This is a genomic window from Chryseobacterium sp. MYb7 (genome assembly GCF_002979455.1).
In the GTDB taxonomy this organism is placed as follows: Bacteria; Bacteroidota; Bacteroidia; order Flavobacteriales; family Weeksellaceae; genus Chryseobacterium.
The window spans coordinates 68,258-94,101 of record NZ_PCOU01000023.1 but is presented as its reverse complement, the minus strand read 5'-3'; the positions used below and the strand labels follow the sequence as shown (position 1 = coordinate 94,101).

The following is a 25,844-nucleotide window of genomic DNA, read 5'->3' as shown; positions in this document are numbered from 1 at the left end:
GAGGTATTCTTCAGATTTATGAAACAAGAGTTGAATTTAAGCCATCTTGTTTCGCTCAATAAAAACGGAATTGAAGTGATGGTCTATATGACGATGATCGCTTCTATGTTGTTATTGATCTACAAAAAAGCAAACGACTTAGGATACAAAACGGCAAAGAGACGCATTACTATGGAACTTCGCGATATGATTACTGCTATTCTAATCCTTTTTGCAGGTGGTGATCCTGCTAAAGTCTTCAAAACATAAACACAAAAAATATGGCCGGAATTTCTTCCGACCATAACTGCCGCCAGGGCGATGCTTTTTAATTATTCTTAAATTGATTTTAAAGATCTAACACTCTTACATCAATTCTTCTGTTTTTTGCTTTACACTCGTCAGTATCATTGGCTTCACATACAGGATGCTGTGATCCGTATCCTTCTGCTTCAATTCTGTCTGCCGAAATTCCTAACTCAAGAAGTTTCAATTTTGCGGTTTGCGCTCTCAGATTAGATAATTTGATATTGCTATCTTCATTACCACTGTTATCTGTATATCCACCCAATTTAATTTTTAAATCCGGATAGGCATTTAAAATTTCAGCCAATGTATTCACCTGGAGTACGGATTCTGCTTTCAGATCACTTGAACCCGTTTCAAAATATAGATTTTCAATCGTGTACCATTTATTTGGGTCCAATGCAGATTTATCTTTCTGTTTAACAACATTATAAAGCTGATAAAGCTGGCTTCCATCTCCAATGGCAATCGTTTTTCCTCCATCCAGCTTTATTTTCTGAATATTTCCGGTTTCATACACAAAGTCACCGCTTTCATTAAGGTGTCCTTTAATTTCTCCCGGAACAGCAGTAATGATTTTTGTATCTCCATTTACCCCTGTTGCAGCGGTAGCAATCCCTGTAAGACTTTCAATTTTTGCTTTTCTGTTCGCTTCAATTTTATCTTTATGCAAAACAGCCAAAGTAGGTGCAATAACCAATGAAACAATTGACATTAATTTGATCAGGATGTTCATAGATGGTCCTGATGTATCTTTAAACGGATCTCCCACCGTATCTCCTGTTACGGATGCTTTGTGAGGTTCTGAACCTTTGTAGTAGGTCTGCCCATTAATATCAACACCTTTTTCAAATGATTTTTTGGCATTATCCCAGGCACCTCCTGCATTATTCTGGAACATTCCCATCAGGACACCACATACGGTAGCACCAGCAAGGAATCCTCCCAATACTTCAGGCCCGAAAATAAATCCGATTAATAATGGAGAAACAATGGCTATAGCCCCTGGCAGCATCATTTTTCTGATGGATGCATCTGTAGAAATAGCTACACATTTTTCATATTCCGGCTGCGCTTTTCCTTCCAGAATTCCGGGAATTTCACGGAACTGCCTTCTTACTTCCTCCACCATTGCCATCGCAGCTTGTCCCACTGCCGTAATCGCCAATGATGAGAAGATAAATGGAATCATTCCTCCAACAAATAATCCTGCAAGAACATCTGCTCTGTAAATATCAATCCCGTCAATTCCTGCAATTCCTACAAACGCCGCAAATAAAGCCAATGCTGTCAAAGCAGCTGAAGCAATTGCAAATCCTTTTCCGGTAGCAGCAGTTGTATTTCCTACGGCATCAAGAATATCTGTTTTTTCTCTCACTTCTTTAGGAAGTTCACTCATTTCAGCAATACCACCGGCATTATCTGCGATAGGCCCAAAAGCGTCAATAGCAAGCTGCATTGCTGTAGTAGCCATCATTCCTGCTGCTGCAATAGCTACTCCGTAAAGTCCGGCACACAGATAAGAACCATAGATACCACCTGCAAGTACAAGAATCGGAAGCAAGGTGGATTCCATCCCCACGGAAAGTCCGCCGATAATATTGGTTGCATGGCCTGTAGAAGACTGTCTCACAATACTGGAAACCGGTCTTTTACCCATTGCGGTATAATATTCTGTAATAATACTCATTAAAGTTCCTACTACCAGCCCTACCATAATGGCTCCGAATACTCCCATTTTAGTAAATTCATGGCCTCTGAGAACCATTTTTTCAGGAAGAATATAAGTTACCAGGAAGTAAGAGGCGATAGCGGTAATCACAATACTCCCCCAGTTTCCAAGGTTTAATGCATTCTGCACACTTGAAGTGGATGAACCTTCATTATCATTAATTTTTACAAATAAAGTTCCAATCATGGAAAATATAATTCCAGTTCCTGCAATCAACATCGGCAAAAGTATCGGTGCAAAACCTCCGAATGCATCATCAGAAATTGTTTCTCTGCCTAACACCATCGTTGCCAGAACTGTTGCCACATAAGATCCGAAAAGGTCGGCTCCCATTCCGGCAACATCTCCTACGTTATCTCCCACGTTATCTGCAATGGTAGCAGGGTTTCGGGGATCATCTTCAGGAATTCCTGCTTCTACTTTCCCAACAAGGTCGGCTCCTACGTCTGCAGCTTTTGTATAAATACCACCTCCTACTCTTGCAAAAAGGGCAATAGATTCAGCTCCAAGAGAAAATCCTGTAAGAATCTCAATGGTTTTTTCCATTTCATGAGAGTCTACTGTGGCTTCAGGTGCAAAAATCTGCTTAATAATAAGAAATAAAGCTCCTAAACCTAACACTGCCAGTCCGGCAACTCCCATTCCCATTACGGAACCTCCTGTAAAAGAGACTTTAAGGGCTTTTGACAACGAAGTTCTTGCTGCTTCTGCGGTCCTCACATTCGCTTTGGTTGCGATTTTCATTCCGATAAAACCTGCTGATGCAGAGAAAATAGCTCCAACAGCAAAAGCAATTCCGATACTCCAGTGCGAGTTAGCATTTGTAGAGCCCATCACTGCCAGTAAAATGGCGACTACTACAACAAAGTACGTTAAGATTTTGTATTCAGCCTTTAGAAAAGCCATTGCACCGTCTGCGATATGGCCGCTGATTATTTTCATTTTTTCATTTCCGGCATTCTGTTTATTAACCCAATTGCTCTGAAGAAATGTGTAAAGTAAAGCCACGACACCAAAAATTGGCACTAACATAAATAGATCCATAGTTTAATATTTTTTTGGTAATAGAAAATTAAATATAATAAATAATTACCATCAAAGCGTTAAAAATTTTAACAGTATGACGTTTATCATCAAAAAAATAAAAATACCGCAATGGAATAACAGGGATCTAAATCTATTAAAAACGGTACTGAATAAAGGTTTCAGAGAAATTATCAGGATGGAAATTCTTTGAATAATTTAAACATTTGAGGTTTAACTGATAAGAAGATCTTTCAAACATGAGATTGCTTCATATTCTGCTCGCTATGATAGTTTTATATTCAAATAATTGTTTTAATTAAGAAAAAAAGGATAAACAGAAACCTGTCTATCCTTTTGTTGTATTGAATTAAGAGAATCTTATCCTCCGAATTTATCTGCATAGTCTGTTTGAGAAGCTTTAATCACTTTTCTTGCGTGCTCAGCTCCGTAAACCTCCTGGATTCTACATTTTGCAGGCTCATCCGGTAGGTTTTTGTAAGTAAGGAAGTAATGCATTAATCTTCTTACTTCTGCTTCTGGTAATTCAGCAATATCTCTGAAGTGTCCGAAAGCGTGGTCATTAATCATTACTGCAACAATTTTATCATCAGCTTCACCTCCGTCTATCATTTTGAAACCTCCAATTGGAATAGCTTCCATCAATAAACCTCCGGCATGGATGTTGTGAGAACTTAAAACACAAATATCAAGAGGGTCATGATCTCCCATAGTAACATCAGTAGCTCCTGATTCTACAGCAAGTCTCATCACTTCTTTATCACAGTATGTTCTTGGAACAAAACCGTATAAAGCAGGGATAATGTTAGAGAATTTCTGTGGCCTGTCTACTTTTAAATATCCTGTTTCTTTATCTACTTCATATTTAATAGTATCTGAAGGAACAATTTCCACAAATACGTTTACAACATTTGGCGCATCTTCTCCTGCAGAAATTCCGTGCCATGGATGTGCTTTAAAATTTGGAATCATTATTTATCTGTTATTTTTTAAGTTATTATTAAAATTTCTTTTCTTAGGTCTTCTATTGTTTCGACGATATAATCGTTGCCTTCCATATAGTTCATGATGAAAATCGTTTTGAATTCATCCAGCTGAACTTCTCCTTTCAATCCGTCATAGGTCTTGTGAAGCAGCTCTATGATTGCATTTTTCGAGTCTACAATATTCTTCCAGGAATTTTTTGTGATGTATAACTGTTGTGAAGAGTTATATTCAAATTCTTCGTTAATGGTCTTTTCTGTAAGGAAAATAAACTCATGAACGGCAAGATCTCTGTCAAATCTCTGGATAAGGTTTGACGGCTTCATTCTATCCAGAAAAAGGGTCATTCTTTCGTATGAATGTGCTTTATTCTCTGAATTCGACTTCACGCTAAGTAGTTTGATTTCCTGGTTTTTAAGGGTAATGTACGAGTGTACAAATTGTCTAAGCAAAACCAGAAAAGGAATTGCAATAATTAATGCAAATGCATACGGTAAATATCCTGAGAGACTCGTCATAATTTTAGACTGCAAAATTACTAATTATTTTCCGTCTTCTAAAGAGTTTTTAAATATATCCACTCTAGAACTTTGTATATAAATTAATGCCAGTATAATTACGAGATAAAAGCCCAGCATCATTCTGTTTACCAGAGACGGAAAAACAAGAAATCTTAGCATAACTGTGACATAAATAATCGCAAAAAACAATACCTGAGCCTGGTTCTTTTTGCTGTAAAGGGAAAATTTATTCGCCAGAATAACAACTATAAAGATCAGCAAAAGCGGAAAGAATGAACCGTTAAACTCCAGCATTATATTGCTTTTAATAAAATGAATATACTCTGAGAAGGAGAACGGATCTGGATTTGAAACAGGATAAATCTGAACTTTAGTAAATTGATTCATAAAAAGTGTAGACCATGCCACCTGATTAAAAGCTTGTATCAAAGCGAAGGATAGAAACAGATATCCATATGATAGTAATAATGAAGCTGTTTTCACCTCTAGTTTTTGCCTGTAAAGATAAATCAGGCCATACAGGAATGAATAGAAAATAAAATATTCCGGTCTTGTAAGAATACACAGCATGGCAAAGATCCCTGCAAGAAAGAAATTTTTCCTGATCAAAAATACGTAGAAACTCAAAAGAAGCAAAAAACATGATAAAGTATCTGCAGAAACATGTCTGGTAGATTCCGGAAGAGGCTTGAACATCGAAATCAAAATGACAATAATGAAGGCCAGACTATAGTTTTTCAGGATTTTTATCAGAAAGCTGAAAATTAAGATCAGGATGAGCGCATAAGAAATTATTGAGATTAAAGAGGTTGAAGCAGATGCACTGAAACCCATTTTAAAGAATGACCAGTTGATAAAATTATAAAAAGGTTTTACTACAAAAAGCTGTAATTCTTCTTCATAGGCTTTGGGGTTTTGCGATATGATTTTATAATAAGTACTTTCGCCTTTTGCAACTTCTTCCACCATAGGATCCACAGGTCCTAATCCTGCAAAATCGGGATTCTTTTCCCTCAGCTCATCATATACCTTCTTATGAATTTCTTCAATCTTCATATCGGGATATTCCGTTTTATAAATAAGCCCCATATACGCTTCCATATCAGTATTGTAATAATGGTGGGTATACAGGTAGTATGACATGAAGCATACATAGATTGAAAATATAAAAACAAGAATATTTCCCCTTTTTTTCATACATGGTATTATAAGAATGCAAATGTAAAAAAACTATCTTTTAAATCTGTATTCTTATAAAAAGCTTTTATAATAAAGCAAAACTTCTATTAAAGTTCAAATAACGCCGGTCTTTGGGTCACTTCATGATAGCAGACACTATTTTCATCAAAGAAGTGGTATACAAGGCTTTTTCTTGTTCTGTTTTTATCTGTATGAGGTTCTCCTCCGTGAAGAATATTGGCATGCCAGATCAACAAGTCTCCTTTTTTTGCTTTAAAGACTTCTTTTTTCAAGCCCAATTCTTTTACCTTATCCTCAAGGAATGTTTCATAAGCTCTGTAGCTTTTCTTCCCTATTTTTAAGGCTGAACCTTCATTATCATAATCAGAATTCAGGAAATACGGTAGTTTATGGCTTTTAGGAATATAATGCAGCGCCCCATTGGTCTCATCTACATCTTCTAAAGCTATCCAGACTCCCAGCAGCCCTCCCAAAGGATAAGTCGTCATGTGAATACTGTCTGAGTGCGTTTTTTGCTGGCTTCCGTTAATAAAGTTGATACTTTGGAAAAGCTTGGATTTTCCGTCCAGTAAAATAGACAAAAAGTCAAGCAATTCTTTATCGCTTCCAATATTTTTTATAATTTCCGAATGGTGGATAGCAAACATCAGTTTTCCTCCGTAGATAAACTTTAATGTACCATCTTTCATCAGGTTATCAATCTCCCTATTGATTTGGTCTGCCGTTTCCGGTTTCAGGAAATTCCTTAAAATCATATAACCGCGGTCATCATACTGAAGAGCACTTTCTTTATTTTCTTCCGTTAACTTCTTAAAAAAAGGAGTTTCCGTAAGTTTTGAATAATCTACAGTTCTTTCACTGGCAGGAAGATGATCAAAATCTTTACTCGAAATACTTGAAAAATAATTCTTCTTAATTCCGTACTTTTTATAGAGTGGAATATTATGTTTTAACTTATTCTTTTTAAACAAGTTATAAAGCATATATGATAGTTTGTACTGACGAATCTGTTGTAACATAACTGTTTTACTAAGGATTTTATAAAGTTACGGAATAATACTTAATTAGAACCAATCTAAACAATGCTTTTCATCATAAAAAAGATTTCCCTCTCATGATGAGATACCCTAATTTTTTAAAAAGATTTTTTTTTGAATTTTCAATAATTCCGTAAGGTCTCAGCTCCGGGCGGAATCCTCTGAAAAACTCTTCAATATTGGGCAATTCCCCTCCTTCAAAATCAAAAATATGAATTTCTATATTTTCTTTAAGGATATGATCAATCAATACAGAAGCACCTGACAGTTTCACGTAATCTTTATCATTAAAATTACCTAAAAGGGCTACCATATTACAGTCTGTATAAGTCGCAATAACGTTGATAATCTTATTTTGATAATAAAAAGCAGTAAACTTCAGATAATTTGAATTGTGAAAACTTTCAAAAATTCTCATGAATTCACCCAGGTCATCATCTTTACTAAGCCCTATTGTATTAGCTTCAATGAAGGCTTTTGCTTTGTCGTAAGAAATAGTCCTGATTTCTGATTCTTTTATAACGTCCTCACCCAACCGAAGTTTTCTTTTCCTTTTGGGAGAATATCCAGCATATATTTTTTCATAATTATCCGGATATAATAAAAAGTTTTTCTTGATTCTGATCTTTGTATGAAGCTTGTTTACATCATTAAACGGATATGCCCTGATCATGTAATTTTTCTCCAGATATTCTAAAAAGGCTTCATTAAGCTCGAGATTATCTTTAACAGAAAAAACACCAAGCTGCTGGCAAAGTTTCGGATTCTGAACAATTTTCATCCCATATTTTCTGACAAAAGGAACCGGCATCACTGCTTCGTAATCTTTATAAACGAGAATTTCCCATGGCATTGTTGAAGTGGTATCTAAAAAATATTTTGTAGCAGAATATTTTCTTTGTTCGGAATTTTCTAAACATTGAGCATATTTTACAAAATCGATTTCATGGTATTTCAATCTTCTAATCATAACAATCCTTCATCTGAGAAACTAAAATAGGAGTTCTGCGTGACAATAATATGGTCCAAAAGCTGAATACTTAATGTATTTCCTGCTTCTTTTACTTTTTGTGTTATATGAATATCTTCCCGGCTTGGCTTTAAGCTTCCTGAAGGATGATTATGGGCAATGATAATACCCGTTGAGAAATGATCCAATGCCATTTTATACAGAGTTCTGACATCTACAATCGACTGGCTTATTCCACCCTGTGTCAATTGTGAAACGTGAATCACTTTATTGTTATTATTCAGGAAAATAGCCCAGAACTCTTCTGTTCTCAAATCAGAAAGCTGGTTTCTAAGAACCATATAAGCGTCATTGCTATTCCCGATAATTGTTTTTTCAGGAATTTCCTGTACAGCTCTTCGTCTTCCGATTTCTAAAGCTGAAATAATCGAAATGGCTTTTGACTCTCCAATACCTTTAAACTTCATCAGATCTTTAGCAGAAAGTAAGCTCAATTGATGCCAGCTGTTGTTCACAGAGGCTAAAATTTTCCGGGCCAGTTCCAGAGCATCTTCTTCTCTATTTCCACTCCCCATAATAATAGCCAGCAATTCAGAATCAGAAAGTGAGCTTCTGCCTTTCTGCAAAAACTTTTCTCTGGGTCTGTCATCTTCGGCAAGGAGTTTTATAGCCATGGAAAAATAGATTATAGATGAATATATTTATTAATAAAAGGCATATAAGATCAGAGGTTTCGTCGACTGATCAATATATTTTGCCGTCTCTTTAAGAGCATTTACCGAAAGCATCGGGCATCCTAAACTCAGGCATGCGGGAGTCTGAGATTCAATATCCGGAATACATCCGTATGAGTGCAAAACGATTGCTCTTTGCATGGCATTGCTATTAGTAGAGTCAAGACCTTTTAAGCGGTATGCTTTTCCAAACTTTCCTACATAGCTTTCTCCAATGGCATATTTCCCTAGAGATGACTGGTAGGACCCTTCAATATTGCTGAATTTCAAAGCATCCGACTTTGGAACTACAGAACCAGAACCATGGGATACTACAGCCTGTTGTATTATAGTATTTTTTTGCAGGTTATAAATGAAATAACGGTATTTTCCGGAAGGTATCTTAAAATTGATAAAAACAGCCAGTTCCTGATTGTACTCTTTTCCTTTAATATAATTTTTAATCTCCGAAATTTTTGCCTGCGGCAGACCTAATGAGTTCAACTGCTGGGATTCAGCTTTTGAACAGGAAATTAAAATGAGAAAAAGAAAAATAAAGTGTTTCATCATCTGGTGTGATATACGTCTATTCTATGATCATTCCGTCTTTCATGACAAGCTTGCGGTCTGTAATTTCTGCAAGATTCGGATTGTGGGTCACAATCACAAAGGTTTGGTTGTATTTGTCTCTAAGATCAAAAAATAATCTGTGAAGATCATCTGCATTCTTGGAATCCAGGTTTCCGGTAGGTTCATCTGCAAAAATAATTTTTGGTGAATTGATTAAAGCTCTTGCTACGGCAACCCTTTGCGCTTCTCCACCTGAAAGCTGATTGGGTTTATGATTCAGTCTTTGCTCTATCTTTAAATCTTCAAATAAAGCATAAGCCTTTTCAAGTGCTTCTCTTTCATTGGCTCCGGCTATCTTTGTCGGAAGCAGTACGTTTTCCAGTGCTGTGAACTCCGGAAGAAGCTGATGAAACTGAAATACAAAACCAATATTCTGATTTCTGAACTTTGACAGCTGCTTATCATTCATGTTAATAAATGATTCTCCTGCTATTTCAATTTCAGTGTCATATTTGTTTGACTGAGTTGGATGATCCAACGTTCCTAAAATCTGCAACAACGTAGACTTACCTGCTCCAGATTCTCCTACGATAGAAACCACCTCGCCCATTTTGATGTGAATATCAACACCTTTCAGTACTTCTAAATTCCCATAAGATTTATGGATATTTCTTGCTTTAATCATGATTCAAAAATAGTAATTTGATTTTGAAATTCCATCAAAAAATACGGTGATAATTTCCAATTCTCAAATTGATAGAACAAAAAAACCTCCCGGCTTGGGAGGTCTATTATTATTGTTTTGTTAATACTATTTTTTCTTGAGGTAATAGGGGCACAAAGCTGCTGAAATTTGGACATTTAGCAGGATTGAGAAGACCATCTTTATCTTGAGAATAAAATAATATCATTTCGTTAGGATTATTTTTTCTAGTTTCTATAAATACATTGCCGGATTCTAAACAATCATAATTCCCTACAAAACTCATTATATAAGCTCTATTTTGTAATTTAATCCCTCTGAATCTAGTTTTACTATCATCAACTTCACTTATTGAGTTATACTGTACAGTTCCAGTATTATCTTTTATTATAAATCTCCCAACAATTTCGTCCCATTTAATAGAATGTTCTCCAAAATTTATTTTCTTAATAAATTGGAATTCATAGTTTTTTCCATTATAAGAACCTTTCCAAGTTCCTACGAATTGATCTAATTTATTGTTTATGTCCTTAACATAAGTTACTGTTGTTGGAATTCCGTCTGAAGTTTTTGAGTATTGGTAAGCTTGTTCTAGACTAATTGTAGATTGAGCTTTACACGAAAAACTCAAGAATACACTAAGTATTAATACGATATTTTTCATTTTTTTTGTTTTAATTTGGACAATCACTTGAATCAACTGTGTTATTTGAATTTAATGTTTTCTTCTGTATAGTACCATTGCTTTTTATTTTATATAGATCTATACCTTTTACATTCATTTTATACTTTAGAAACATTAAAAATCTAGCTTCCAATGTACCACTTTCTTTATCAATAAAGTCTTTATAATCTATTCTCCATTGTTCACCATCAAATCCTGTCTTAATATCTGAAGGTGTACCTGAAAATTTAATAGTATAATTTCCATCACTTGACACCATTGTTCCATACAGATCAGTATAATCACCATTAGATGCCATTTCTGCCATGGTCATTAATGTGTTTACATCTGCTGGAGAAAACATTCTTATAGGTTCGTTTATAAAAGGATATCCATCTTCATTAGTTTTACCTGTATCATAATCATCCAAATGAGTATGAATATATCCTTTAAGATCAGAGGTTACAGTTACCGTCATACCATCTGAGTTCTCTGTAGAAACAGCAGGTAATAATTCTGTAAATACTCCACTTTTACTCTCCGCAAATCCTGTTTCTTTTTTCAATCCCACCTTAGAGGCCAAAAGATCTACTTTAGCTTTATAATTAGCATTTGTACTCAGTGTTTTCATTTTTTTACAAGGATCTTGCGTCGTACTGGTTCCACTTCCTCCACCATGCATAATAGGTCCACCACTCATATCTCCTGTGTAGGGAGGCGTATAAGTTCCGCCACCGCCAGTATTGGGAAGAGGATCATTGATGGGCGGGTTAGTACTTGGAGGAGTAATCACAATCTCCGGTATTTCTTTTACCGGAGGATCGGGCTCACCTCTGTTTACAGCCTTTTTAGAGTAATAATTTTGAAATTCTGCAATCATTCTTTGGGTGGAAGCGGAGGGATCATGCACCAGATAAAAATCTACCCAGGTTCTATCTTCTTTTAGCTTTCCATACCATAAAGAGGTCACTTTTCCATCTTTCAATACCGGATAGAAAATGTATTTTTTATCTTCGCCAAAGGTTTGTGAAGCCACATTATAATCTATTTCACCAAAATCATCAGCCAGCTTATCATAAAAATCCGGATGTTTCGCCAGAAATTGGTAAATAATTTCACTGAAAGGTTGTGCATAGCTTAACGGAAGTGAAGCTCCGTTTTTAGAAGAATGGTTTTCCTTGCTTAGGATTTCCTGAGAACGAAGATTTTCAAATCTTTCGAAGGCTCCTATTTTCTCATCTTGTGCTCTTTGTTCAGAACTGACCATTTCATCTGTCCTACAGGAGTAGAAGAGGAAAATGAATCCTAATGCTGAAACGAGCAGCTTCAAGTTTTTTTTCATCATAGACATTTGTTTTTTTATTTGTTAAATATATAATTTTTTCATAACTCTACAAATGTGTGAAAAAAAATAATATCACAATGCCCTGTTTTTGATGCAGGTTTATTTTAGGAAAAAAATTATATTTGTTCTATTCAAAAAAATATTTTGGGCTATGAACACTACCATCGGGAAAAGAATAAGAAAATACAGGGAAGAGAAAGGGATTTCTCAGGAAGAGCTGGCAGAGAAGCTTCATATCTCACGGTCTACCTACCAGAGAATAGAAAATGGAGAAACCAATTCATGGGTAAATCATATCCAAAGTATATGTACTTCTCTGGAGGTAAGTATGGAAGACATTCTGAAACCTGAAGAGGGGTATTTACAGCTTAACAACAATAATGATTCTTCAAATGATAATGGCAGTGGTGTAATTCAAAACCAAACCATTAACTACAATTCTTCAGAAAAACTGATAGAACAGTATGAAGAAAGAATAGAGGAATTGAAATTACAGGTAAAAGAACTTAAGGAAGAAATAAAAATCCTTAAAAAATAAATTTTCAATTATAAAAACGAAAAACCTCCCGGCTTGGGAGGTTTTATATTTTCATTTCAGAAAATTACAGTAACAATGTTAATGGACTTTCTAAATATGTTCTTAATGTTTGTAAGAATTGAGCACCTGTAGCACCGTCTACAACTCTGTGGTCACATGCTAATGAAAGTTTCATTGTGTTTCCAACTACGATCTGACCATCTTTAACGATTGGTTTCTCGATAATTGCTCCTACTGAAAGGATTGCAGAGTTTGGCTGGTTGATGATACTTGTAAATGTCTCGATTCCGAACATTCCTAAGTTAGAAATTGAGAATGTAGATCCTTCCATTTCATTAGCTTTAAGACCTTTACTCTTAGCTCTTGAAGCCATATCTTTTACGGATGCAGAAATCTGAGTGTACGTCATCTGATCTGTATTTTTCAATACCGGAACTACCAATCCGTCTGGAATAGCTACTGCTACACCAATATTGATATTCCCTCTGTGGATGATCTTATCTCCTGCCCAGCTTGAATTAACCTGAGGGTGTTTTCTTAAAGCAATTGCAGTCGCTTTAATGATCATATCGTTGAAAGAGATCTTAGTATCTGGAAGAGAATTGATTTCTTTTCTAGCTTCAATTGCTTTATCCATATTGATCTCCACCATCAGATAGTAGTGAGGTGCAGAGAATTTACTTTCAGAAAGACGTTTTGCAATGATATTTCTTACCTGTGAATTTTGAGTCTCTGTATCTTCACCCTGTACGAAGCTTACCGCAGCCGGAGCAGCACTTACTGCTGGAGCTGAAGCAGCCGTTTTCGCAGCTGGCTGATAGTTTTCAATATCTTTTTTAACGATTCTTCCATTTTCACCAGAACCCTGAACACTGTTGATATCAACCCCTTTATCCTGAGCCATTTTCTTAGCCAGTGGAGAGATTGCTACTCTGTCAGAAGATGAAGAGTTAGCAGCCAGAGCAGCTTTTTCATCTGTTTTAGCTTCTGCCTTTTGTTCAGCCGGTTTTTCAGTGGACTGAGCAGCGGCTTTTGGAGCTCCTACAGCTGAAATATCAGTTCCTGCAGGGCCAATAATTGCCAATACTGAGTCTACCGGAGCAGCACCTCCTTCTTCTACACCTTGCTTCAATAGTACTCCATTGAATTCAGATTCGAAATCCTGTACCGCTTTATCTGTTTCGATCTCAGCAAGAAGGTCACCTTCTTTTACTGTGTCGCCTACACTTTTGTGCCATTTAGCTACCTTACCTTCTGTCATTGTATCAGAAAGTCTTGGCATTGTAATAACTTCTACTCCTGCCGGAACTTCTGCAGCAGCAGGTGCAGCAGTTTCTGCTTTAGGCTGTTCTTCTGATTTTTTTTCTTCAGTTGCAGCAGCGGGAGCGGCTGCTCCACCTGTTAATCCTGAAATATCTTCTCCTTCATTTCCGATAATAGCTAAAACAGAGTCTACAGCAGCAGCACCTCCTTCTTCTACACCTACGTATAAAAGGGTACCTTCTATTTCAGATTCGAAATCCTGAACTGCTTTATCAGTTTCAATTTCAGCTAAAATATCTCCTTCTTTTACTTTATCTCCTACTTTTTTATGCCATTTTGCCACCTTACCTTCCGTCATAGTGTCGGACAGGCGGGGCATCGTAATTACTTCTGCCATAATTTATTTTAATTTGAAAATTTAGCAATCTGAAAATTTGAAAATTAAAAAAGGACATATTCTATCACATTTTCAAATTCTCAAATTGTCAAATTAACTCATTATCTTTTAGTTTTCTAATTTGTCTAAGAATGGATAATCTTCCTGAGCATATACATACTCGTAAACTTTCTCAGCATCAGGATATGGAGAGTTTTCCATAAATTCGATACATTCATCAACGAAGTCTCTTGACTTGTTGTCCATCGTTTCCAATTCAGCTTCTGTAGCCCATCCGTTTTCTAAAATTCTGTGTTTTACAAGCTCAATTGGGTCATCATTTTTATGAATAGCAACTTCCTCCTTAGATCTGTATGGCTCAGCATCAGACATAGAGTGTCCTCTGTAACGGTAAGTTCTTGCTTCAATGAATGTAGGTCCGTCTCCTCTTCTTGCTCTTTCAATAGCTTCGTAAGCAGCTTCAGCTACTTTTTCAGGATCCATTGCATCTACAGCAAGACAAGGCATTTCGTATCCTAATCCTAATTTATAGATATCTTCGTGGTTGGCAGTTCTTTTTACAGAAGTTCCCATTGCATATTGGTTGTTTTCTACAACAAATACTACAGGAAGTTTCCAGTTCATTGCCATGTTGAAGGTCTCATGTAGAGAACCCTGTCTTGCAGCTCCATCTCCAAAGAAACAGATGTTCACCGCTTTTCTGTCGAAATATTTATCTGCAAAAGCAATACCAGCTCCCAAAGGAATTTGTCCTCCAACGATACCGTGCCCTCCGTAAAAACGGTGTTCTTTACTGAAAATGTGCATAGATCCACCCATACCTCCGGATGTACCTGTCGCTTTACCACAAAGTTCAGCCATGATTCTCTTAGGATCTACTCCCATCGCCATTGGATGGATGTGACATCTGTAAGCAGTAATCATACTATCCTTTGTAAGATCCATTGCATGTGTAAATCCAGCAGGAATAGCTTCCTGACCGTTATACAAATGTAAAAAACCTCTGATTTTTTGTTTTAGGTAAAGAGAACGGCATTTGTCTTCAAACCTTCTCCACATTGTCATATCTTCATACCACTTCAGGTATACCTCTTTAGAAAATTCTTTCATGTGTTAGCTCTTGCTTTTTTATGATGAAATAGTTGAGCAAAATTATGAAAAAAACTTTGTTTTTATTCTATACATAGATAACTTTTCGTTTTTTCTGCAAAATCTATTTGCGGGCTGAATGGATTATTCTTAATTTTCGACCCTTGCAGCTCCCGATACAACAGTATTCTCTCTACTGATTTCCTAATACAATATTTATAGAATAAGCCTATTTATGTGGATTTTATGATGTAATAAATAGAACTAAAATATCAAAAATTGATTACCCTTTCCTCATTGCTTCTTTCATCTTTAATTATTGTTAACATAACTTTTGGGTGTTTCAACGGTTTCTTTTCAGGAGAAAAGTCGGTAATTTTTACAGTCTATCTTAATTTTACGAAAGGATTTAATAATACCTTAAAACATTCTTTATTCTATATAAATATACTTGCACACAACAATTAAATCCTTTTCCATGCTCATTTTACACCTGTATGGCTTCTTGTTTTTTGAGGTTATAATGGTATATTTGGTTTTTAAACTAGATTATGGAAGAAAAGCAGTCTTCATTATTACACAAAATTTCAAAAGTCATTTCTGATTTTTTTAACCCATTGGTCTCTTTGATCCTTTATTTTGTATATATGAGTATGAATGAATACAGCCTTCAAGATTCTATTCTTTATTTTCTTCCTATATTATTAATGATTATCATTCCGGTTATTGTATGGCTGGTATGGAATGTAAAAACAGGAAGATATACCAATATGGATGTATCCAACCGGGTTCAAAGGAAAACATTATATATATTTATTGCAGCCTGCGTAGTCGCTTATCTTGCTTTTAATTATATCAAAAACGGATATATTGATTTGGTCATGCTGTTTATTCTGGTTCTTCTTTTTGCCCTTCAGATCAGCAATCTTTTCATCAAAAGTTCCATGCACACTGCGTTCAATGTATTTGTAGCAGCATTATTTTTCACCCTGGACTGGAAAATGGGTCTGGCATGGCTGGGGATTGCTATTTTAGTCGGAATCACCCGTGTTATTTTAAAAAGACACACCGTAAAAGAAGTATTTATGGGCGCTGGAATAGCTTTTCTGGTATCTTTTCTCTATCTTTATTGCAATATTCAATTTCAACATTAGAATACTCTATGAAAATAAATCATCTTACTGCCGCAGAAGAAAACTTTATGAAGCTGTTTTGGAAAATGGAATCTTTCTATCTGAAGGACGTTATGGAGCAGCATCCGGAACCGAAACCACACCAGAATACAGTTTCCACTTATTTGAAAATATTAGTTGAAAAAGGCTATCTGTCTACTGTAAAAGAAGGAAGAATCTTCAAATATACTGTGCTTGTTCCTTTGGAAGGTTACAAAAAATTTTTACTGAAAGAACTTTCGCACAACTTTTTTAATGATTCCGGAAAAGAAATTTTGGAGCTTTTATTAAGCGAAAAATTAATCTCGCAGGAAGATATGAAAGGTCATTTTGATCTTAAAATTGAAATAAAACCAGCAAAAATTGAGGAACCTAAGTTTGAAATTGCTGAAGAAATCCTAAGTCCGAAAAAGGAAAAGAAAACTAAAGCAAAAGACAAAGACAAGGACAAGGATAAAAAGAAGAAAAAGAAAAAGGATTAACCTAAACTCCAAAAACACCAAATCATGAAAACAAAATTCCAGGAAACTCTAAGCCGGGCCAATGAAGTCATTTTCCGATATCCTATGATTCTGGCAATGGCTTTATTAGCTTCTGTCGGCACCATATGTATTGTTGAAACAGAACGGAGTGAAATCACCTCTTATATCAAATTCACCATTTGCAGCTGTCTCGGAATTTCATTGATGTTTGCCCTAAAAATGCTATCACAGAGAATCGGAAGAGAATTATTATTACAGGTGTCCGGAATTATTTTTCTTATAGGCTTTTACTTTATCTTGCCGGATAAAAAGAACGGTTTTACAGAAGTTTATGCCTATATTATTGCCGTTACCGTACTGCTCTCCCACTTATTGGTATCTTTTGTCCCGTTTCTTGAAAAAGACAGAGAACTCCGATTCTGGCAATACAACAAAAACCTTTTTATCAATATCTTTCTCACTGCCATATTTACAGGGGTTTTAACAGGCGGTGTTGAATTAGCAATCCTGGCCATTGATAAACTTTTTGATTTTAATTTCCACGATAGACTTTACCGAGATACATTCTTTGTTCTGGCTATTTTCGGGAGCAGTTTTATTTTTCTTTTATTTAATGATAAAGGACTTAATAATCTTGAAAAAGACGGAACCTATCCTGTTGTTTTAAAGTTTTTCACTCAGTTTATTTTAATTCCGCTGCTGCTTATTTATGTAGCTATTCTTTATTTCTATTCAGCTAAAATACTGATCAACTGGGAACTTCCAAGAGGATGGGTTTCTTACCTTGTTTTAGCTTACAGTATTGTTGGTATTCTGGCATTACTTCTCGTACATCCGTTAAAAGAAGAAAATGCAAAATCCTGGGTTAAAATATTTTCAAAGGCATTCTATTATACAATTGTTCCTTTAATTGTATTGCTTTTCACAGCTATTTTCACCAGAATTCTGGAATACGGCTATACAGAACCAAGATATTTTGTGCTCCTGCTTGCCCTGTGGCTGCTAAGCATTGTTATTTACTATATTTTCAGTAAAAAGGCTACCATAAAATTTATTCCGATCAGCTTATTTTTGTTTGGAGCTTTTGCTTTGATTTTCCCTTATCTTAATGCATTTAGCGTAGCTAATAGAAGTCAGAAATCAGAATTAATGAATATTTTAAACCAGCATCAGCTCATCAGCGCGGGTACAATTAATTTCAACAAGAAAGTTACTGATACAATCCGTAATGAAATTGCCGATAAATTCGAATTTCTGGCAGAAAGAAAACAAGGCGAATTTTTATCAACTCTGTTACTTCCAAAAGATCAGTCTGAATTAACAAATAATATTGCAACCGGAACATTTTATAGTGTAAGATATGATATCCAGAATAAATTCTCGGATGTAAACGTCACCGTAAAAAACAGGGCATATGAAATGAACAGACTAGTTCTTGTTCCTGAAAAGCAGGTGGTAGAACTCGGAAATTATCAATATTTAATTTCTTTCCACCGCTATAACAGAGATCCGCAAAAACTGAATAACGATGAGTTTGAACTAACAGATGAACTGACTGATAATTCATCATTAAAATTAAGCTTAAACTCAAAAGAAGAAGTAGATTTCGGACCACAGATTATTAAACTGCTGGATAAAAATAAAAACAAAAACGGAAACGTAAAAGTTCCTGAAATCACGATGGAATCTGATTTAGGCAAATATCATGTTAAACTTGTTTTCAGTGAAATTACCCGGGAGAAATATTCTGAACAAGATACTACCAGCATTTATTACGAAAGTGTTTATACATTGATAAGATTGAAATAACAATTAATAAAATAGGCTATCCAAATGGATAGCCTATTTTATTTTTATCTATTGTAGAAATTCTGTATTAAAAGAACTTCCATTATTCAGAAAAATATTTTTTCCCAAAAATAAATTCCATAAAAAAAGCGGCTTAAAAGCCGCTTCATATTTTTTACCAACGGTTTCCTCCGCCGTTACCTCCACGGTTGTTTCCACCACCGTATCCACCACCGTTTCCACGGTTGTTTCCGTAACCACCACCTCTGTTGTTGTCAAAGCTTCTTCTTGGCTTCTCTTCTCTTGGCTTAGCTTCAGATACGTTTAAAGTTTTTCCGTTAAATTCTTTTTGGTTAAGAGCTTCAATAGCTTGCTTTCCCTCTTCATCACCCATCTCTACAAAACCGAAACCTCTAGAACGACCAGTTTCTCTGTCTGTAACGATTTTAGCTGATGATACGTCACCAAATTCTGCGAATAGATCATGCAACTCATACTCTTTAGTTGCGTAATTGATGTTTGAAACAAAAATGTTCATTTTAAAATAAATTAAAAAATTAATAAAAATTTGGTATATAAAAGAAAAACAACATAAATTAATGAACAAATATTGATTCCAAATATAAACGTATGCAAGATACAATTAAAAATTTCAAATCAAAGCTTTTTTTAAATATTTCTCACATTATGTTGAATCCAAATAAGAAAAAGACAAGTAAAAAGAATATAAAATACTGATTAACAGTTAATTAAATACAAAATTACTTTATCATAAAATTAGTTAAAAATTAACAACAAAAGCCAAGTCCAACAGCTCACAATCAAGCTAATCATATTGAAAATGTTATAATTACGACTTTCCAGACTCTCCTATTCTTCATAAAATCTTAAATCCCAAGCCAAAATATGAAACCACACACCACAAATTATACCAACACGCTCATTGAAGTTGCCGAAGACTGCCCTATTTCTAAGGCACAAATCCCTCCTGAAAAAAAAGAAAAAACATTGGCCCATCTTCAATATGAGAAACTTATAAAAAGTCCCTACATCTATTCTTCAGACGATATTGTTTTTGAGTGTTATGTTATTAAAAATGATATTTCAGAAAATGAAAAGCAGGAAGAAAGAGAAAAATTCTTTTCAAAAGGGCAGCCTTGCCTCCGCTGTTCTCCTTTAGCTAAGAAATACGGATTCGGAATTCATCATAATTCAGAAGGAAAGGTTGCTTTATTTCCTATGGAGAGCAAGGAATATCAGGCATTATTAAATAACAGTCCAATTACAAAAATTAAGGCAATGCGTTCCAAAAGAAAATGATTGAGAAAATGAATGATTCTTTTCAGATCAATAAATATGAATCTTTTGAATACATCAGCTTTTAACACTAAATTTGTACTGCAAATTATTAAAAGATATGAACTACCATACCAGAAAATGGGTAAAACCCGAAGACTTAAATCCTAACCACTCACTTTTCGGAGGAAGACTCCTTCAATGGATAGATGAGGAAGCCGCACTCTATGCCATTATTCAGCTGGAAAATACAAAAGTAGTCACCAAATTTATCTCTGAGATTAATTTCGTCAGTTCCGCCAAACAGGGAGATATTATAGAAATAGGAATTGAAGCATCTCATTTCGGATCTTCCTCTATTACTTTAAGATGTGATGTGAGAAACAAAATGACTCATCAAACTATTATTACGGTAGAAAAAATCGTCATGGTAAACCTTGATGCAGACGGCAATCCTGCTCCTCATGGCAAAACCCAGATTGAATTCGTAAAAGACAGGTTAAACAACAGTCTATGAAAATTTTCATAAAAAACATGGTCTGCAACAGGTGCATTGCGGCGGTAGAAAATATCTTCCGTAATGCAGATGTAAAAATAAGCACTACTTTATTGGGTGAAATAGAAACTGAAACCGAAGTTTCACCTGAAAAAATGCAGATCATAGAAAAGGAACTGCTAGATACAGGCTTTGAAAGGATCATGGATTCTGCGCATCAGATTGTAGAAAAAATCAAAAACCTGATCATTATAAAAATTAGTGATATTGATATTGCAGAAGATTTTTTGCTGTCTGAATTTTTAAGTTCAAAACTTCACAAAGATTATAGCGCACTCTCAAAAACATTTTCACAAAAAGAAAATATCACATTAGAGCAGTTCTTCATTCTTCAAAAAATTGAAAAAGTAAAAGAACTTCTTCTTTATAATGAATTCAACCTTACTGAAATTGCAGGAAAACTCGGCTATAAAAGTGTACAGCATCTTTCTTCCCAATTCAGAAATGTAACCGGGTTCACTCCCACTGAATTCAAAAAATTGAAAGAGCACAACCGTAAAGCGCTCGATAATCTATAAGTTTGAGAATATGAGGGTTTGTAATTGAAATAGAAGCACTTAACTCCCTCACTCCCAAACACTCAAACCCTACAACTCTCCCACTCTAACATTCTCCAACCCTAAAACTCACACTAGCCTAATTTTATAACTATTCTCCTTAAATTTATAACAGCCTTAGTTTTCCATTTTGGAAATTTGCAGTATAAATTTAAGAATCATGGACCAACAGTATAAAATACTCGGAATGACGTGTTCCGGCTGCCAGAAAAAAATATCCAACCAACTGAACAGTATTGAATGTGTGAAAGCCGATGTAAGCCTGGAAAACAATACCGCAACCATCACTTCTGATCATGAGGTAAAACTTTCAGATTTAAATGATGCTTTGGCAGCAATAGGAAAATACAGACTTGAAGATCCGAATACACCTGAGACAACTTTTATAAAACCTCAGGATCGTGTATCTCCGTCTTCGGTATACTATTGTCCAATGGAATGTGAAGGAGACAAAGTATATTTCAAACAGGGAGAGAGATGCCCTGTCTGCAAAATGTACCTGGTTCCTATTGAAGAGAAGCTCGCAAAAAATCCTAATCACAAGCCTGCTTATTCAGCAACAAATCTTCCTGCAAATTTTAAAGACAATATCGGAAAACACTATTGCCCTATGTTTTGTGAGGGTGATAAAGTATACGATGAAAAAGGAGAATGTCCGGTTTGCCATATGGATCTGGAGCCTATCACTGAAGAACTTGCACAAAAAGCAGCTTCACAACATCATCATTCCAACTCTCACCATCATCATGCTCATGACCATAATAGTCATAATCATGAAGCTCCTAAAGTGACTGATGATATGGCAGGCAGATATTATTGCCCCATGTATTGTGAAGGTGACAAGACCTACGATTCCAATGTAGGATGCCCTGTCTGTGGAATGGATCTTGTAAAATATCCGGAAAAGAAAACCGCAAAATACAGCTGTCCTATGCATCCGGAAATCATTCGTGATGAGCCGGGAGACTGCCCGATTTGTGGAATGGATCTCGTAAGAATGCCTGACAATGGAGATGATGAGGAAGACGAAACCTATACTATATTAAAAAGGAAATTCATTACTTCATTGGTATTTACCATTCCGGTTTTCATTCTTTCCATGGGTGGAATGTTTATCAATTTCCCTTTCTCTCATCAGACTCAGGGATTTATTGAACTTGCGTTAACCCTTCCGGTGATGTTTTATTCAGGATGGTTTCTTTTAAAAAGAGGCTGGGTTTCTTTTAAAACCTGGAATCTCAATATGTTCAGTCTTATCGCCTTGGGTGTGGCGGCAGCATTTATTTTCAGTATTGTTGCTTTAATTTTCCCAGACATTATTCCCCATGAAATTCGTGGCCACAATCATGAAATTCCATTATATTTTGAGGCGGTCTGTGTGATTTTAACCCTTGTTATTTTAGGCCAGCTGATGGAAGCAGCAGCTCATAAAAAAACAGGAAATGCTATCAAAGAATTAATGAATCTTTCTCCGGATGAAGCCAACCTTATGGTAAACGGTGAAGAAAAGAAAGTCCTGCTTTCTCAGGTGAAAATTGGAGATTTATTAAAAGTAAAACCTGGTGAAAAAATTCCGGTAGATGGAAAAATCACTGAAGGTAATTCTATCGTTGATGAAAGTATGATTACGGGAGAACCTATTCCTGTTGAAAAAAGTGTAGATGATAAAGTATCTTCCGGAACGATAAACGGCAATCAGGTATTTATCATGAAGGCGGAAAAAGTAGGTGATGAAACCCTGCTTTCACAGATCATTAAAATGGTTAATGAAGCCAGCCGCAGCAAAGCTCCCATCCAGAAGCTTACGGATAAAGTTTCAAAAGTATTCGTTCCTGTAGTGATCCTTATTGCTGTGCTTACTTTTATTCTGTGGCAGTTTTTCGGGCCGGAAGGAAAAAGAAGTTTATTTGCTTTCGTGAATGCTGTGGCAGTTTTAATTGTAGCATGTCCATGTGCGCTTGGTCTTGCAACTCCAATGTCTTTAATGGTAGGAATCGGGAAAGGAGCAAAAAATGGTATCCTCATTAAAAACGCAGAAGCCCTTGAACAAATGAACAAAGTAAATGTTCTGATTACCGATAAAACAGGAACTTTAACGGAAGGAAAGCCTTCAGTAGAATATATTGAAACTGTAGCCGGAGATCAGAATCACATTTTAAAACTGGCTTTTTCTTTGAATCAAAATTCTGAACATCCACTCTCCAATGCTGTTATAAAAAGAGCAAAAGAAGAGAATGTAACGGCTGAAAAAGTAGATCAGTTTGAAAATATTTCCGGAAAAGGAGTGAAAGGAAATATCAACGGTAAAACAGCTTATTTAGGAAATGAAAACCTATTAACCTCACATCAAATCGCTATTCCGGAAAACTTAAAACAGAAAGCAGTAGAAGTACAGTCAAAAGCACATACCATTTCTTACATCGCACAGGATCAGCAGGTGCTTGGATTCATAAGTTTTACGGATAAAATCAAAGAAAGCTCCAAAAAAGCCGTGAAACAGCTGATGAGTGAAGGAATAGATGTCATCATGATGACAGGAGACAACGAACATACCGCAAAAGCCGTAGCTGATGAATTAGGCATCAAACATTACAAAGCCAACTGCCTTCCTGAAGACAAACTGAATGAAGTAAAAAGACTGCAACAACAGGGTAAAATCGTAGCAATGACCGGAGATGGGATCAATGACTCCCCTGCTCTCGCCCAGTCTGATGTAGGAATTGCCATGGGAACAGGAACTGATGTAGCCATTGAAAGCGCAGAGATCACTTTATTAAAAGGAGATATTTTAGGCGTTGCAAAAGCAAAACTCTTAAGTGAAAAACTTCTCAAAAACATTAAAGAAAACCTGTTCTTCGCGTTCATCTATAATGTATTGGGAGTTCCGGTAGCGGCAGGATTATTGTATCCATTCTTTGGAATTCTGTTATCACCTATGATTGCAGCTGCAGCAATGAGCATCAGTTCTCTCTCCGTGATTCTGAATTCATTGAGACTAAACTCCGTGGATCTGGATATAAAATAATTATCATGAAAAAAGAAAATCTTTACATAGGGTGTTCAGGATTTTATAATAACGACTGGAAAGGGTCATTATATCCTGAAGATTCTAAGAGTAAAGATTTTCTTTCTTTGTATTCAAAAACATTCAATGCTGTAGAAATCAATTCTACTTTTTACAGAAAGCCAACTTCAAAGACCTTATTGAAATGGTATGATGAAACTCCTGAATCATTCAGGTTTTTTATTAAAATCCCAAAATTCATCACCCATCAAAACAGGCTTGAAAATTCCAAAGAAGAAGTCTCATCTTTTTGCAGCCATATTCAAAACAGCCTGAAGGATAAGCTTTCCGGGTTTCTTTACCAACTACCTCCTTCTTTTAAAAATACTACGGAAAATACAGAACGTATTGTTCATACTATTGACCACAATTTTCTGAATGTCATTGAATTCCGTCACAACTCGTGGTGGCAAAAAGAAATCTTTGACCTTTTAAAAGATCTTAATACAATCTTTTCAGGGGTAAGCTTTCCCGGTGATCTTCCTGAAAATGTTATCATCAATCATCCTGAAATACTCTATTACAGGCTCCATGGAAAACCCATTCTCTATAAATCAGAGTACAGCAAAGATTTTATGGATGAACTTGCAGAAAAAATTAAAAACAGCGGGAAAACGGCTTATATATTTTTCAATAACACTTGGGGAACAGCTGCGATTAATAATTCATTGTATTTAAAAAACATTTTGGAATAAGTTTACAGCTTTTGTTAAAATAAAATAATTCCCCATCAAATGAAGAATATTGAAATTTCAACAAACATAGAGAAAAACTATCGTTTTCACATTTATAAATGTTAAAAACAGAATTAAACCAAACCATAAATTCGCAATTCAGCTGTTAATGGAAAAACGCCTTACAATAAAGTTCTTAAAATAAACTTAAAAAGAAAAAATACTGCACAGCATGGCATGTAATTTGTTAATTTTCATATGTTATTTTTAACGATTTTTAACAATTTAAAATTCCATTATCTTTATGAGAAAAATTTTTGCGGGAAAGTCAAAAAACATGACTTTTCTCGGGATGTTTGCATTGGTGAGTGCATCTTCGGTTTTATTGAACAGCTGTAATTTCAAGAATGAGGTGAATGACCCGGTCGTCAATTCACAAGAACATCCTTCCGCAGAAATAGTCCCCGATGATATGGACGATGAAAGCGTAGACCCGGATAAAAGAGTGATCTACCTTACCTTCGATGACGGTCCCAACCAGGGAACCGAAAATCTTTTAAAAATTCTGGACAAAAGAAACGTTTGTGCAACCGCCTTTCTGGTAGGTAAACATGCCTATGGAAGCAAGAGACAAAAAGATGATCTTCAGCTTTTGAAGCAAAATCCTCTTGTAGAGCTTGCCAATCACAGTTTCACCCATGCCCATAATAAATACACAGATTTTTATAGAAATGCAGAATCTGTAGTCCACGATTTTGATATTGCCAAAGACAGCCTGAAGCTTTCTGATAAAATTGCCAGAACTCCAGGAAGAAATATCTGGAGACTCAATAATATTAATGTAACAGATATCAAAAGTTCCACAGCAGCAGCAGACGGTCTTAAAAAAGCCGGCTACAAAGTAATCGGTTGGGATCTTGAATGGAGACCTTCTCAGAAAATGACTTTAAAGGGAAGCCATGAAGCGATGATAAAAAAAGTAGACAGTATTTTCTTTAATGATCTTGAGAAAACATCAAGACATCTTGTGTTTCTTACTCATGATCAATATCTGAGAGATGCAGATTCTATCAACGAACTGGATCTTTTTATTGAAAAATTACAGAAGAGCAACAAGTTTGTTTTCAGAAAGATTTCTCAGTATCCTAAGATTAATGAAGTACTGAATTAATTTACTGCAAAACGTATTCATAACTGGCA

General features: G+C 35.5%; 24 protein-coding genes and 1 pseudogene. 11 read left to right on the top strand and 14 right to left on the bottom strand.

Translation table 11 applies throughout. The annotated features are described in order from the left end of the window. Nucleotides 1-249: pseudogene (locus CQ046_RS17260) on the top strand (IS4/IS5 family transposase); the annotation flags it as partial. Nucleotides 250-328: 79 nt separating this feature from the next. On the opposite strand, the gene CQ046_RS17255 reads toward CQ046_RS17260, so the two are convergent. The 11 genes from CQ046_RS17255 to CQ046_RS17205 all read right to left on the bottom strand — a co-directional run bounded on the left by CQ046_RS17255 (nt 329) and on the right by CQ046_RS17205 (nt 11,768). Beyond that, on the bottom strand, nt 329-3,061 hold the full coding sequence (locus CQ046_RS17255; RefSeq protein WP_105703472.1) for a sodium-translocating pyrophosphatase: 2,733 nt from the start codon (nt 3,059-3,061) through the stop codon (nt 329-331). Nucleotides 3,062-3,421: 360 nt separating this feature from the next. Next, a complete protein-coding gene (locus tag CQ046_RS17250; protein WP_089691215.1) occupies nt 3,422-4,033 on the bottom strand; it encodes an inorganic pyrophosphatase in 612 nt (203 codons plus the stop codon). A 17-nt stretch (nt 4,034-4,050) separates the two neighbouring features. Beyond that, nucleotides 4,051-4,563: a hypothetical protein gene (locus tag CQ046_RS17245; RefSeq protein ID WP_105703471.1), complete on the bottom strand. Its 513-nt coding sequence runs from the start codon at nt 4,561-4,563 to the stop codon at nt 4,051-4,053. Nucleotides 4,564-4,587: 24 nt separating this feature from the next. Then, nucleotides 4,588-5,763 (bottom strand): hypothetical protein, encoded by a 1,176-nt coding sequence (locus CQ046_RS17240; RefSeq protein WP_105703470.1) that lies wholly within the window; start codon nt 5,761-5,763, stop codon nt 4,588-4,590. A gap of 89 nt (nt 5,764-5,852) precedes the next feature. Beyond that, nucleotides 5,853-6,785, bottom strand: a complete 933-nt coding sequence (locus CQ046_RS17235; protein ID WP_105703469.1) for a phytanoyl-CoA dioxygenase family protein — start codon at nt 6,783-6,785, stop codon at nt 5,853-5,855. 73 nt (nt 6,786-6,858) lie between these two features. Then, nucleotides 6,859-7,773: a hypothetical protein gene (locus CQ046_RS17230; protein ID WP_105703468.1), complete on the bottom strand. Its 915-nt coding sequence runs from the start codon at nt 7,771-7,773 to the stop codon at nt 6,859-6,861. Next, nucleotides 7,770-8,447, bottom strand: a complete 678-nt coding sequence (gene radC, locus CQ046_RS17225) for a RadC family protein (protein WP_105703467.1) — start codon at nt 8,445-8,447, stop codon at nt 7,770-7,772. The genes CQ046_RS17230 and radC overlap by 4 nt, the downstream gene beginning before the upstream one ends. A gap of 30 nt (nt 8,448-8,477) precedes the next feature. Further along, entirely contained in the window at nt 8,478-9,056 is a 579-nt protein-coding gene (locus CQ046_RS17220) for a murein L,D-transpeptidase catalytic domain-containing protein (RefSeq protein WP_105703466.1), read from the bottom strand. Nucleotides 9,057-9,072: 16 nt separating this feature from the next. Beyond that, nucleotides 9,073-9,741 (bottom strand): ABC transporter ATP-binding protein, encoded by a 669-nt coding sequence (locus tag CQ046_RS17215; RefSeq protein WP_076597724.1) that lies wholly within the window; start codon nt 9,739-9,741, stop codon nt 9,073-9,075. Nucleotides 9,742-9,850: 109 nt separating this feature from the next. Then, entirely contained in the window at nt 9,851-10,423 is a 573-nt protein-coding gene (locus CQ046_RS17210; protein ID WP_123906639.1) for a DUF6705 family protein, read from the bottom strand. 10 nt (nt 10,424-10,433) lie between these two features. Further along, the gene (locus tag CQ046_RS17205) at nt 10,434-11,768 is read right to left on the bottom strand and encodes a hypothetical protein (protein ID WP_105703464.1); all 1,335 of its coding nucleotides are present in this window, start codon (nt 11,766-11,768) and stop codon (nt 10,434-10,436) included. A 151-nt stretch (nt 11,769-11,919) separates the two neighbouring features. Between CQ046_RS17205 and CQ046_RS17200 the strand changes: the two genes are divergently transcribed. Then, nucleotides 11,920-12,306, top strand: a complete 387-nt coding sequence (locus CQ046_RS17200) for a helix-turn-helix transcriptional regulator (RefSeq protein ID WP_165790542.1) — start codon at nt 11,920-11,922, stop codon at nt 12,304-12,306. Between the two features lie 64 nt (nt 12,307-12,370). Here CQ046_RS17200 and CQ046_RS17195 read toward each other — a convergent pair whose 3' ends face one another. Continuing rightward, complete coding sequence (locus CQ046_RS17195; RefSeq protein WP_105703462.1) at nt 12,371-13,966, bottom strand: 2-oxo acid dehydrogenase subunit E2; 1,596 nt, start codon at nt 13,964-13,966, stop codon at nt 12,371-12,373. Nucleotides 13,967-14,074: 108 nt separating this feature from the next. Then, a complete protein-coding gene (pdhA, locus tag CQ046_RS17190) occupies nt 14,075-15,076 on the bottom strand; it encodes a pyruvate dehydrogenase (acetyl-transferring) E1 component subunit alpha (RefSeq protein WP_105703461.1) in 1,002 nt (333 codons plus the stop codon). A 530-nt stretch (nt 15,077-15,606) separates the two neighbouring features. Here pdhA and CQ046_RS17185 point away from each other — a divergent pair. From CQ046_RS17185 to CQ046_RS17175, 3 genes are read left to right on the top strand one after another with little or no spacing between them, the layout of a single operon-like run. Continuing rightward, on the top strand, nt 15,607-16,209 hold the full coding sequence (locus CQ046_RS17185; protein ID WP_105703460.1) for a phosphatase PAP2 family protein: 603 nt from the start codon (nt 15,607-15,609) through the stop codon (nt 16,207-16,209). Between the two features lie 8 nt (nt 16,210-16,217). After that, the gene (locus CQ046_RS17180; protein ID WP_105703459.1) at nt 16,218-16,709 is read left to right on the top strand and encodes a BlaI/MecI/CopY family transcriptional regulator; all 492 of its coding nucleotides are present in this window, start codon (nt 16,218-16,220) and stop codon (nt 16,707-16,709) included. 24 nt (nt 16,710-16,733) lie between these two features. Continuing rightward, on the top strand, nt 16,734-18,518 hold the full coding sequence (locus tag CQ046_RS17175; protein WP_105703458.1) for a DUF4153 domain-containing protein: 1,785 nt from the start codon (nt 16,734-16,736) through the stop codon (nt 18,516-18,518). A gap of 154 nt (nt 18,519-18,672) precedes the next feature. Here the strand turns inward: CQ046_RS17175 and CQ046_RS17170 are convergent, their stop codons facing one another. Further along, the gene (locus CQ046_RS17170) at nt 18,673-19,035 is read right to left on the bottom strand and encodes an RNA recognition motif domain-containing protein (RefSeq protein ID WP_040999136.1); all 363 of its coding nucleotides are present in this window, start codon (nt 19,033-19,035) and stop codon (nt 18,673-18,675) included. Nucleotides 19,036-19,403: 368 nt separating this feature from the next. Here CQ046_RS17170 and CQ046_RS17165 point away from each other — a divergent pair, with 368 nt between their 5' ends. The 6 genes from CQ046_RS17165 (at nt 19,404) to CQ046_RS17140 (ending at nt 25,815) form a co-directional block, all read left to right on the top strand. After that, the gene (locus tag CQ046_RS17165) at nt 19,404-19,817 is read left to right on the top strand and encodes a DUF6157 family protein (protein WP_105703457.1); all 414 of its coding nucleotides are present in this window, start codon (nt 19,404-19,406) and stop codon (nt 19,815-19,817) included. 97 nt (nt 19,818-19,914) lie between these two features. Beyond that, the gene (locus CQ046_RS17160; RefSeq protein WP_089691186.1) at nt 19,915-20,310 is read left to right on the top strand and encodes an acyl-CoA thioesterase; all 396 of its coding nucleotides are present in this window, start codon (nt 19,915-19,917) and stop codon (nt 20,308-20,310) included. Then, the gene (locus CQ046_RS17155) at nt 20,307-20,867 is read left to right on the top strand and encodes a helix-turn-helix domain-containing protein (RefSeq protein ID WP_105703456.1); all 561 of its coding nucleotides are present in this window, start codon (nt 20,307-20,309) and stop codon (nt 20,865-20,867) included. The genes CQ046_RS17160 and CQ046_RS17155 overlap by 4 nt, the downstream gene beginning before the upstream one ends. A 199-nt stretch (nt 20,868-21,066) precedes the next feature. Further along, a complete protein-coding gene (locus CQ046_RS17150) occupies nt 21,067-23,931 on the top strand; it encodes a heavy metal translocating P-type ATPase (RefSeq protein ID WP_105703455.1) in 2,865 nt (954 codons plus the stop codon). Between the two features lie 5 nt (nt 23,932-23,936). Then, nucleotides 23,937-24,665 carry a DUF72 domain-containing protein gene (locus CQ046_RS17145; RefSeq protein WP_105703454.1) on the top strand — a complete coding sequence of 243 codons (729 nt, stop codon included), beginning with the start codon at nt 23,937-23,939 and terminating at the stop codon, nt 24,663-24,665. A gap of 283 nt (nt 24,666-24,948) precedes the next feature. After that, nucleotides 24,949-25,815 carry a polysaccharide deacetylase family protein gene (locus tag CQ046_RS17140; protein ID WP_105703453.1) on the top strand — a complete coding sequence of 289 codons (867 nt, stop codon included), beginning with the start codon at nt 24,949-24,951 and terminating at the stop codon, nt 25,813-25,815. The last annotated feature ends 29 nt before the right edge of the window (nt 25,816-25,844 follow it).